At 42.2% G+C, this 10,587-nt stretch carries 7 protein-coding genes; 3 read left to right on the forward strand and 4 right to left on the reverse strand.

What is annotated here, in order from left to right:
- Positions 1 to 1,870, reverse strand: a 1,870-nt coding sequence (gene rpoB / locus KH943_RS06965; protein WP_304109413.1) for a DNA-directed RNA polymerase subunit beta, incomplete at its 3' end; no start/stop codon positions are given.
- Positions 1,871 to 2,887: 1,017 nt separating this feature from the next.
- On the opposite strand from rpoB, the gene rne reads away from it, so the two are divergent.
- Entirely contained in the window at positions 2,888 to 5,851 is a 2,964-nt protein-coding gene (rne, locus tag KH943_RS06970) for a ribonuclease E (RefSeq protein ID WP_304109415.1), read from the forward strand.
- A gap of 329 nt (positions 5,852 to 6,180) precedes the next feature.
- Here rne and srmB read toward each other — a convergent pair whose 3' ends face one another.
- A complete protein-coding gene (gene srmB / locus KH943_RS06975; protein ID WP_304109418.1) occupies positions 6,181 to 7,512 on the reverse strand; it encodes an ATP-dependent RNA helicase SrmB in 1,332 nt (443 codons plus the stop codon).
- 137 nt (positions 7,513 to 7,649) lie between these two features.
- Positions 7,650 to 8,051, reverse strand: coding sequence for a MerR family transcriptional regulator (locus tag KH943_RS06980; protein WP_304109420.1), 402 nt, complete (start codon positions 8,049 to 8,051; stop codon positions 7,650 to 7,652).
- Positions 8,052 to 8,171: 120 nt separating this feature from the next.
- On the opposite strand from KH943_RS06980, the gene KH943_RS06985 reads away from it, so the two are divergent.
- Together KH943_RS06985 and fghA are read left to right on the forward strand one after the other, a co-directional pair.
- Entirely contained in the window at positions 8,172 to 9,308 is a 1,137-nt protein-coding gene (locus tag KH943_RS06985; protein ID WP_438359829.1) for an S-(hydroxymethyl)glutathione dehydrogenase/class III alcohol dehydrogenase, read from the forward strand.
- 8 nt (positions 9,309 to 9,316) lie between these two features.
- On the forward strand, positions 9,317 to 10,144 hold the full coding sequence (fghA, locus tag KH943_RS06990) for an S-formylglutathione hydrolase (protein ID WP_304109422.1): 828 nt from the start codon (positions 9,317 to 9,319) through the stop codon (positions 10,142 to 10,144).
- Between the two features lie 372 nt (positions 10,145 to 10,516).
- Here the strand turns inward: fghA and KH943_RS10145 are convergent.
- Positions 10,517 to 10,587, reverse strand: a 71-nt coding sequence (locus tag KH943_RS10145) for an IS3 family transposase (protein WP_368493496.1), incomplete at its 5' end; no start/stop codon positions are given.

The raw sequence follows: 10,587 nt of genomic DNA on the forward strand, positions 1-10,587 counted from the left end.
AGTTTGAGTTCGCCTGTGCAATAACATATTTACCTTCTTCAATCGCAGATAAGTACTCAATATCTTCGGTTACTTGACCATTCACCACTTTACGGAATGGGGTTTCTAAGAAGCCATAGTTATTAGTACGTGCATACACAGAAAGTGAGTTGATCAAACCGATGTTTGGACCCTCTGGGGTTTCGATTGGACATAAACGACCATAGTGGGTTGGGTGTACGTCTCGAACCTCAAAGCCTGCACGCTCACGGGTTAAACCACCTGGACCTAATGCAGAGATACGACGTTTGTGTGTTACCTCTGAAAGCGGGTTATTTTGGTCCATAAATTGCGAAAGTTGTGATGAACCAAAGAACTCTTTTACTGCGGCAGAAATTGGTTTCGCATTGATTAAATCTTGTGGAGTAACACCGTCTAAATCGCCTAAAGATAAACGCTCACGCACTGCACGTTCTACACGTACTAAACCAATACGGAATTGGTTTTCTGCCATTTCGCCCACGCTGCGAATACGACGGTTACCTAAGTGGTCAATATCGTCTACTTCACCACGACCATTACGGATTTCGATGAGTTTCTTCATCACACCGATGATATCATCGTTGCTTAATACGCCCGAACCTTCGCCTCCTGCAATGCCTAAAGAGCGGTTGAATTTCATACGACCTACAGCTGATAAGTCATAACGCTCTGCTGAGAAGAACATATTATCGAATAAGCCTTCTGCAGCTTCTTTTGTTGGTGGCTCGCCTGGACGCATCATACGATAGATTTCCACTAACGCTGATAAACGGTCGTAAGTTGGATCTACACGTAACGTTTCAGAAATATAAGGACCGTGGTCTAAATCATTCGTGAATAATACTTCGATCTCTTTGTAACCTGCCTGTGAAAGGTTCGCTAACATTTCTAAAGAGATTTCCATATTCGCAGGACAGATGATCTCGCCTGTTTCTAAATTCACATAGTCTTTCGCAGACACTTTACCTATGATGTATTCCACTGGTACATCAATTTTGGTCACGCCTGCTTTCGCTAAATCACGCGTGTGTTTTGACGTGACACGACGACCTTTTTCTACGTAAACTTTGCCATCTGCTTCAATGTCGAATAACGCTGTTTCACCACGTAAGCGCTCAGCTACAAGTTCCATTTGTAACTTGTTATCGCTTGAAACGGTGAACTTCACTTTTTCGAAGAATATTGAAAGGATTTCTTCAGTTGTGTAGCCTAACGCACGAAGAATGATAGTTGCAGGTAATTTACGACGACGGTCGATACGTGCATATAAGTTATCTTTCGGATCGAACTCGAAATCTAACCAAGAACCACGGTAAGGAATAATACGTGCGTTATAAAGCACTTTACCTGAAGAGTGGGTTTTACCTTTGTCAGAATCGAAGAATACGCCCGGGCTACGGTGTAATTGTGAAACGATAACACGCTCAGTACCGTTGATGACGAAAGTACCGTTGTCGGTCATTAATGGGATTTCGCCCATATACACGTTCTGTTCTTTAATATCTTTTACCGTGCCTGCTGCAGCTTCGCGGTCAAAAGTCACTAAGCGTAATTTCACGCGTAATGGAGCAGCATAGGTTGTGCCACGAATTTGACATTCACGCACATCAAAAACAGGCTCGCCAAGTTCGTAAGAAACGTATTGTAATTCTGTTGCACCGTTGTTGCTCACAATCGGGAATACAGAACGGAATGCCGCTTCTAAACCTTGTTGTCCTTCTGAATCTTGTTGAATAAATTTCTCGTAAGAATCAAGTTGGAGAGTTAATAGATAAGGTACGTTCAGAACTTGTGGACGTTTACCAAAGCTCTTACGAATACGCTTTTTCTCGGAATATGAGTATGCCATTTGTAGATAGCCTCTGATTTTTATGTATTTGGTTGAGATTTCACAATCCACACGAGAAAACTCGGTTGGAAGTGGCATTAAAATTAGATACACGATGCGTCATTTTCCTTTTTCCTCTCTTGAGTCAAAAATCACTACTGCAAGCGGTTAAAAAGGGGAAGGAATTTGCAAACAAGCCCATAAAATGACAAACAGGCTTACTTTTTTATAAAGCACAAAAGGCTGACGAGAAAACTGTCAGCCGAAAACTTATGCAAAAATGGCTGAGAATAATAAAGGATTTTTGTCAATTTTGCAAATTTTTTATGAAAATTTGAATAGAATTTTAATCTTCCATATTCAGGATATATTATATTAGCCACTTCCTCTAATTTCTTAGAATCACAGCTTAATGATACAAAAAGGGATTCTGATGCTCGGTTCCTTCCTTACCAAATAACGATTAAATTCAGGGCAATACAACGAATAATGCGTACAATCTTGCCAAAATAAGTGGATATCTGCCCAACCCTCTACGTTAGAAATGACCGTACACATCACAAGGGAAAATGATATCAAGGAGGTTATGTTTCCAGTTAATTTTATGGCGAGGGGCTTCTAACCCATCAAAATATCAAATAGGGTTATAGGATTTCTCGATAAGCGATTGGTGATGCCATTAGTGCATATTTTTCAGAAAAGTGCTATCTTGCCCTGGCCCTATTAAAACTGCTTTATTGGGCAGATTTACCTTGCCTTTTTAGCCCTTGAAATGCGATAATGTAATCCTCTTTTTGTCTATAAATTTTAATAAAAAGAGATCACTTTTGCTCTTGTAAGCAAAAACTTTCTTAAGGATTTAACCTTTTGATTTTGCAGCCATTTTAGACAAACAAAATGGGCGTAAGACAAAAATTTATTGTTAATTCATAGTTAAAGCGAAGACAGTCGTGAGATTGGCGGGAATGCCAACAATCTGTTGAGTCATTTAAAAATACGCAATAACTCAAGCAATACAAAAAAGATAAGAGAAACACAATGAAACGTATGTTAATCAATGCAACTCAAAAAGAAGAGTTGCGCGTTGCCCTTGTTGATGGACAGCGTCTGTTCGATCTGGACATTGAATCGCCAGGGCACGAGCAAAAAAAATCTAATATTTATAAAGGGAAAATTACCCGCGTTGAACCAAGCCTTGAAGCTGCATTTGTTGATTACGGTGCTGAGCGACATGGCTTTTTGCCTTTAAAAGAGATCTCTCGTGAATATTTCCCTGAAAGTTATGTCTTCAACGGCCGCCCTAATATCAAAGATATTATTCAAGAAGGGCAAGAGGTGATCGTACAAGTGAACAAAGAAGAAAGAGGTAATAAAGGTGCAGCCTTAACTACTTTCATCTCACTTGCGGGTAGTTACTTAGTATTAATGCCAAATAACCCACGTGCAGGCGGAATTTCTCGCCGTATTGAAGGTGATGAGCGTTTAGAGCTGAAAGAAGCGTTAGACTGTTTAGATGTGCCTGAAGATGTAGGTTTAATCGTGCGTACCGCAGGTGTAGGCAAATCGCCAGAAGAGTTGCAGTGGGACTTAAAAGTGCTCCTTCATCACTGGGGAGCGATTAAAAATGCCGCACAATCTCGCCCAGCACCTTTCTTAATTCACCAAGAAAGCGATGTAATCGTACGAGCTATCCGCGATTATCTCCGTCGTGATATTGGCGAAATTTTAATTGATAACAAAAAAATCTTCGAAAAAGCGAAAAATCATATTCGTTTAGTGCGTCCAGATTTCATCAACCGCGTGCGTTTATACGAAGGTGAAGTACCGCTTTTCAGCCATTACCAAATCGAATCGCAAATTGAATCAGCATTTCAACGTGAAGTTCGTTTGCCATCAGGTGGTTCCATTGTCATTGATGTGACCGAAGCATTAACGGCGATTGATATCAACTCATCACGTTCAACTCGTGGTGGCGACATCGAAGAAACTGCACTCAATACGAACTTAGAAGCGGCAGACGAAATCGCTCGCCAATTACGCTTACGCGATTTAGGTGGCTTAATCGTGATCGATTTCATCGATATGACCCCCGTTCGCCATCAACGGGAAGTAGAAAATCGCATTCGTGAAGCGACTCGCCAAGACCGTGCTCGCATTCAGTTCAGCCGCATTTCACGCTTTGGTTTGCTTGAAATGAGTCGTCAGCGTTTAAGCCCATCATTAAGTGAAGCATCAAGCCATATCTGCCCTCGCTGTCAGGGTACGGGCAAAGTGCGTGATAACGAATCTATCGCACTCTCTATCTTACGTTTGGTGGAAGAAGAGGCAATCAAAGAGAACTCTTCACAAATTCACGCGATTGTGCCAGTTGAAGTTGCCTCTTACTTATTGAACGAAAAACGTAAAGCGATTTCAGGTATTGAGTCTCGCCAAGATGTGAGCGTGGTTGTGGTGCCAAGCGAAAGTATGGAAACCCCGCACTTTAGCGTGTACCGCTTACGTGAAAATGAAATTGAGCCAATGCTAAGTTACGACTTAGCAAAACGCTATTTAGCTCGCCAAGATGATGAGCAAAATCCATATCATCACTCACATTCAGATGAGGCTTTAGTGAGCCGCAATGAGCCCGTGATTACCGTAGAATCGGTGCTCAATAGTACAGAATTCAATCTTCAACCTGCACCAACGCCTGTTGAGTTTGCAAAACCTTCGCTATTAAGTCGCATCATTGCGAAAATTAAAGGCATCTTTAGTGAAGAACTGAAGGAAGAAGAGAAACCGAAAGTGAAATCTCGCAACCCTCGCGAACGTCGCAATAGCCGTCAGCGCAATAACCGTGCAGAGCGTCAAGAACGCCAAGAACGTAAATCACAGCAAGACGAGCAAAAAGCGAAAGCCGAAAAAGCAGATCGCAAAGAGCGTCAACCACGTCGTCAAATCGTGGAAGAAACAGCGGGAGCATCAGAAGCGGTCGAAAAATTGAACCAAGTTACAGAGCGTCGCCAACGCCGTGATTTACGCAAAAAAGTTCGCGTAGAAAACAATGCTGAAGTTGTTGAAAGTAACAAAAAATCAAATGTGCAAGCTACTGATCAGGAGGCCGTTCAGGTTCAAACTGAAGTGCAAAAAGCACCGAAGATTCAACCGCTTGTTGACGCTGAAATAGCGAATGAAGAGCATGTAGAAATCAATGAAAACAACCACGAAAACGGTCGACAACGTCGCTTGCCTCGCCACTTACGCATAGGCAACCAACGCCGTCGTGATAACCGCCGTAATGATCGCCGTGCAATGCCATTAACCTCTGCAGTTGCATCACCAGAAGCAGCAAGTGGTAAAATTTTATTGGCAATTAACGATCGCCCTCAAAAACCAGCGCAAGAAAAACAAAACTTCTTGTCAGTGGATGAGATGCTTGAACAGCAAGCAACCTCATCGGAAATGAAAGTAGAACAAGTTGTCGAAAAAGCTGAACGCAAAGTAGAAAGCACTGTGCCATTTGGTGGTTTCGTTGCTCAACAAACTAACCGAGATTTAGTGAAAGAGCGTCACGAACGTACGGCACATCTAGTGCCTGTTGAACCAAAACCAGAAGTTACTACGGTTGCAGAACACATTGCGCCATTTGGTAACGTGGTAAGCCAACATTCTGATCGAGATTTAGTGAAAGAAAACCACGAACGCCGAGGCAATCACAATGCTCAAACAGCGATGGTTCAAGCGACCGTTGCCCCTGCAGTAGAATCTGTAGAGCAAAAAGCGATTGTTGTGCCTGCTTCTACTTACCAAAGCGAATATGTGTTTAAAGGGTGTTTAGGTACATTTTCTCGTGTGGAACACACTAAGGCGGCGATGACTAAAGCAGAGAACAACGAGCCAGCTGCACCAGCCTTTGAAATCCGTGTGTGGAATCATTCAAAATATTACTTCCACGGAAAAGGAGCAGCAGGTTATGCCGCTGCAGTCAGCCACGTGCATTCAGCTCCTAGAGCTTCCAACTAATTTAGTAAAACATTAAATAAAATAACCCGCTTGTTGTGATTCAAGCGGGTTATTTTTTATCAAAAAATATAGCTTAGAAAAAATTGTAAGAAGTCCTAAATATTTAATTTATAGTTTAACTATTCATTATTCTGTTTTGTTCCTAATTTAGTATAGAAACGTTTGCTGACTTTATTCCACGGCGCAACCGTCCATTTCACTTGTAGATAGTTGTACTTATTTTTTAAAAATGGTGAGTTCTTTCATTAATTGCCAAACCTATTGGCTATCTTGGTATTGTGCTTTGCGGATAATAATATTCATTGTTTTTCCAATCTAATAGCAAAAGATTAACGCTGTTCACCACTCGGCTTTCTGCGTTTACCAATATTTTTAGTATCTTTATGACGAACTTTTATTTTCGCTTTGGCAGCTTCTTTTTTTGCCTCTTTGTGTTTTTTGATGCGGGCTTTTTCTTTCTTCGTGGTGGTATTTAACTCGCCACCTTTTGGAGCTTTGGTTCTCGGTTCTAAGCCTTCAATTACGCGTGGTTTCAATGATTCTCCAGTATAGCGTTTAATTTTGCCTAATAGCTTGTAATCGTGAGCTTCCACTAATGAAATCGCAGAACCTTTTTTGCCTGCACGCGCCGTACGCCCAATACGGTGCAGATAAGTATCCGAACTGTAAGGCAAGTCAAAGTTAATCACAAAATCGACATTATCAATATCAATACCGCGAGCAGCAACGTCGGTTGAAATCAATACATTTACAATGCCATCTTTTAAGCGAGAAATCGCCTGATTACGTTGGGTTTGTGCCATTTCGCCCTCTAAATAAGTGGAGCGAATACCACGTTTACGTAAGGTTTCACTCAGTTCCCGCACATCTTCACGGCGGCGAACAAACACAATTGCTTTGTCCATTGATAATTCGCTAATCAAGCGAGCAAGCTGTTTGGTTTTGTGCTCAACATTATCGGAATGGTAGTACCATTGCTGGATTTTCTTACGTTCGCGGCGGCTTGGTTCGGCTTCGATTTGTACGGGATCGTTTAATAAACGTTCTGTAAAATCGGTCAATAATTCGCCCTCAAGCGTTGCTGAAAATAACCATGTATACTTACGCCAGCGGGTTTCAGCGGCAATTTTTTCTGCATCTTGTCCGAAACCCATTTGTAACATTCGATCGGCTTCATCAAAAATCAGAATTTCCACCGCACGGCAGTCAAAATTTTCCTCTTTGATATATTGTATCAAACGCCCAGGCGTTGCCACTATAATATCTTGGTTGCTGTTGAAAATTTCACCGTGGTTTTGATATGCCACACCGCCTGTGATAGTTACAATGCTAAGTTTGGTGAATTTCGCTAGCTCTTTAGCTTGTTCTGCCACTTGCATTGCCAACTCACGGGTAGGCGTGAGTACCAAAATACGCGGCGCACCAGGTTTACGACGTGGATAATCTAATAAATGCTGAATGGCAGGTAGTAAAAATGCGACTGTTTTACCCGTACCTGTTGGAGCTGAGCCTAATAAATCACGACCATCTAAGGCATGCGGAATAGTTTGTGCTTGTACTGAAGTCGGGCGTTTATAGCCTTTTTCGTTCAAAGCTCTGAGTAATTGCGGGGAAAGATCAAGCTCTTCAAATGTGGTTAAAATCGGGAATTCCGTTGTCATGCTAATCCTTACTAGCGGTTAAATTTTGCTAAATGTTTGCAAGTATAGCATAAAGGGGGATGCCTTTAGCATAAATTGTCAGGTAAGGGCATTATTTAAATATGTTGCGATAAAATAGGAGAAATCACTTGAATGTTTCATTCAGGAATTTGCGGCAAATTTACGGCTTTTACCGAACCTAATGCTTTCGCTTTTTGGTAAAACGCTAATTTGTATTCAAGCAAATCTAAATAGCGTTTTAATTCGGTAATTTGACACTTCACATTTTCTATTTGATTTTCAAACAAGGAAAGGCGTTCTTCAATGGTATTGTCGCCAATGACGGTACATTCCGCAAAGCGTTTGATGTCTTTTAAACTCATTCCCGTATTTTTCAAGCATTGCAATAAGCCCAACCATTGCAAATCGTTATCGGTAAAACAGCGGTTACCATATTCATCACGTCCGATATTAGGCAACAAGCCTTCTTTGTCGTAAAAACGTAGGGTGTGGGCGGAGATGCCTATTTTTTCGGCGGCTTTGGCAGTGGTATAAGTCATTTTCCCTTCTTCTAAACAAAAACAGTAAAAAACACTTGCTTTAAAGTTAACTCTAAAGTGTAAACTGTTGCTATGTTGCTCAGGCAAGGCTGTTTTGTCAATGAATTAAGAGGAAAGACAATGGAAATGAAACAAACCAATTCAACCATCAAATCTCGTGCGGCGGTGGCATTCGCCCCTAACCAACCCTTACAAATTGTGGAAATCGACGTAGAAATGCCGCGTAAAGGTGAAGTGTTAATCCGCAATACCCATACTGGCGTGTGCCATACTGATGCATTTACGTTATCAGGAAACGATCCTGAAGGCGTATTCCCCGTGGTGCTTGGGCACGAAGGTGCCGGTGTGGTCGTTGCTGTGGGCGAGGGTGCGTCAAGCGTAAAACCGGGTGATCACGTGATTCCGCTTTACACCGCCGAATGTGGCGAATGTGAGTTTTGCCGTTCGGGTAAAACCAACTTGTGCGTCTCAGTGCGTGACACGCAAGGTAAAGGTTTAATGCCGGACGGCACGACGCGTTTTTCTTATCAAGGTCAGCCGATTTATCACTATATGGGCTGTTCGACTTTCAGTGAATATTCCGTTGTTGCCGAAGTTTCACTGGCGAAAATCAACCCAGAAGCCAACCACGAACATGTATGTTTGCTCGGCTGCGGCGTTACTACAGGTATTGGCGCGGTGCATAATACGGCAAAAGTACAAGAAGGCGACTCTGTTGCCGTATTTGGCTTGGGGGCGATTGGTTTGGCGGTGGTGCAAGGTGCGCGTCAAGCCAAAGCCGGCCGCATTATCGCCATTGACACCAACCCCTCAAAATTCGAGTTGGCAAAACAGTTTGGTGCAACTGACTGTTTGAACCCGAACGATTACGATAAACCGATCAAAGATGTGTTGTTAGACATCAACAAATGGGGCATTGATCACACCTTTGAATGTATCGGCAACGTAAACGTAATGCGTCAAGCATTAGAAAGTGCGCACCGTGGTTGGGGACAATCCATTATCATCGGCGTAGCGGGTGCAGGACAAGAAATTTCAACGCGTCCGTTCCAATTGGTAACCGGCCGTGTTTGGAAAGGTACGGCGTTTGGTGGCGTTAAAGGTCGCTCCGAGCTTCCGAAAATGGTGGAAGATTCAATAAAAGGCGACATTCAGTTAGAACCGTTTGTAACCCACACAATGACACTCGATCAAATCAATGAAGCCTTTGAATTGATGCATGAAGGTAAATCGATCCGCGCCGTTATTCACTACTAAGGTATGCGATGAAACTGATTGAACAACATCAAATTTTTGGCGGTTCGCAACAAGTTTGGGCGCATTATGCCCAAACGTTGCAATGCGAAATGAAATTTGCCGTCTATTTGCCGGATAATCCGGAAAATCGACCGCTTGGCGTGATTTATTGGCTTTCCGGTTTGACGTGTACGGAACAAAATTTCATTACCAAATCGGGCTTTCAGCGTTACGCGGCAGAACATCAGGTGATTGTGGTTGCGCCCGACACCAGCCCTCGCGGAGAGCAAGTGCCGAACGATGCGGCTTACGATCTAGGGCAAGGTGCGGGCTTTTATCTGAATGCGACCGAGCAACCTTGGGCAACGAATTATCAAATGTATGATTATATTTTGAATGAGTTGCCTAGTCTGATTGAGGGAAATTTTCCTACCAACGGCAAACGTTCCATTATGGGGCATTCGATGGGCGGACACGGCGCATTGGTATTGGCACTGCGAAACCCGGAACGTTATCAAAGTGTTTCTGCCTTTTCGCCCATTTTGTCGCCAAGCCTCGTGCCTTGGGGAGAAAAAGCCTTTTCTGCCTATTTGGGAAACAATCGTGAAAAATGGCAGCAATATGATGCTAACTCGCTTATTCAACAAGGCTATAAAGTGCGAGGTATGCGCATTGATCAGGGCTTGGAAGATGAGTTTTTACCGATACAATTGCGTACCGAAGATTTTATCGAAACCTGCCGTGCGGCAAATCAGCCGGTCGATGTGCGTTTCCATAAAGGCTACGATCACAGCTATTACTTCATCGCCGGTTTTATTGGCGAGCATATTGCCTATCACGCGGCATTTTTGAAGTAGACTAAAAACAATAAAAGAATTGACCGCACTTTTGATATAAATACAAAACAGAAGCCTCTATGCTCCTGTTTTGTATTGCATTTCTTTTAACATCAAACCCATTAATTATTCCATTTTCAGAAATTGTGAAATTCATTTTCATGAATTTATAGAAACAAATCCAGTATCTATAATGAGCCTCGTAAACAGATTTCACATCGTCATCACATCAATTCAAACTAGTAGGGTGTATGTCTATATGCTTTGGAGACAACCTAACTCTTGAATAGTAGACAAAATTGTCGTTAACGCTTATTTTTAAAAATATTAATATCTCGTTTTATTTAAAAATCCTTTATAAACATAATGATCTGACCCCAAAAAGTTAGACTGTTATTTAAAGGACTGTTTTCGATATTGTATCGGACTCAGTCCTTTTAATTTTAATTGGATTCGTTCTTCAT

The organism is Haemophilus parahaemolyticus (assembly GCF_018373095.1).
GTDB classification, from domain to species: Bacteria; Pseudomonadota; Gammaproteobacteria; order Enterobacterales; family Pasteurellaceae; genus Haemophilus_A; species Haemophilus_A parahaemolyticus_A.

What these genes read in the sequence shown, in the direction of transcription:
- rne (WP_304109415.1), top strand. Translation starts at nt 2,888, where the DNA reads ATGAAACGTATGTTAATCAATGCAACTCAAAAAGAAGAGTTGCGCGTT.
- srmB (WP_304109418.1), bottom strand. Translation starts at nt 7,512, where the DNA reads ATGACAACGGAATTCCCGATTTTAACCACATTTGAAGAGCTTGATCTT.
- KH943_RS06980 (WP_304109420.1), bottom strand. Translation starts at nt 8,051, where the DNA reads ATGACTTATACCACTGCCAAAGCCGCCGAAAAAATAGGCATCTCCGCC.
- KH943_RS06985 (WP_438359829.1), top strand. Translation starts at nt 8,172, where the DNA reads ATGGAAATGAAACAAACCAATTCAACCATCAAATCTCGTGCGGCGGTG.
- fghA (WP_304109422.1), top strand. Translation starts at nt 9,317, where the DNA reads ATGAAACTGATTGAACAACATCAAATTTTTGGCGGTTCGCAACAAGTT.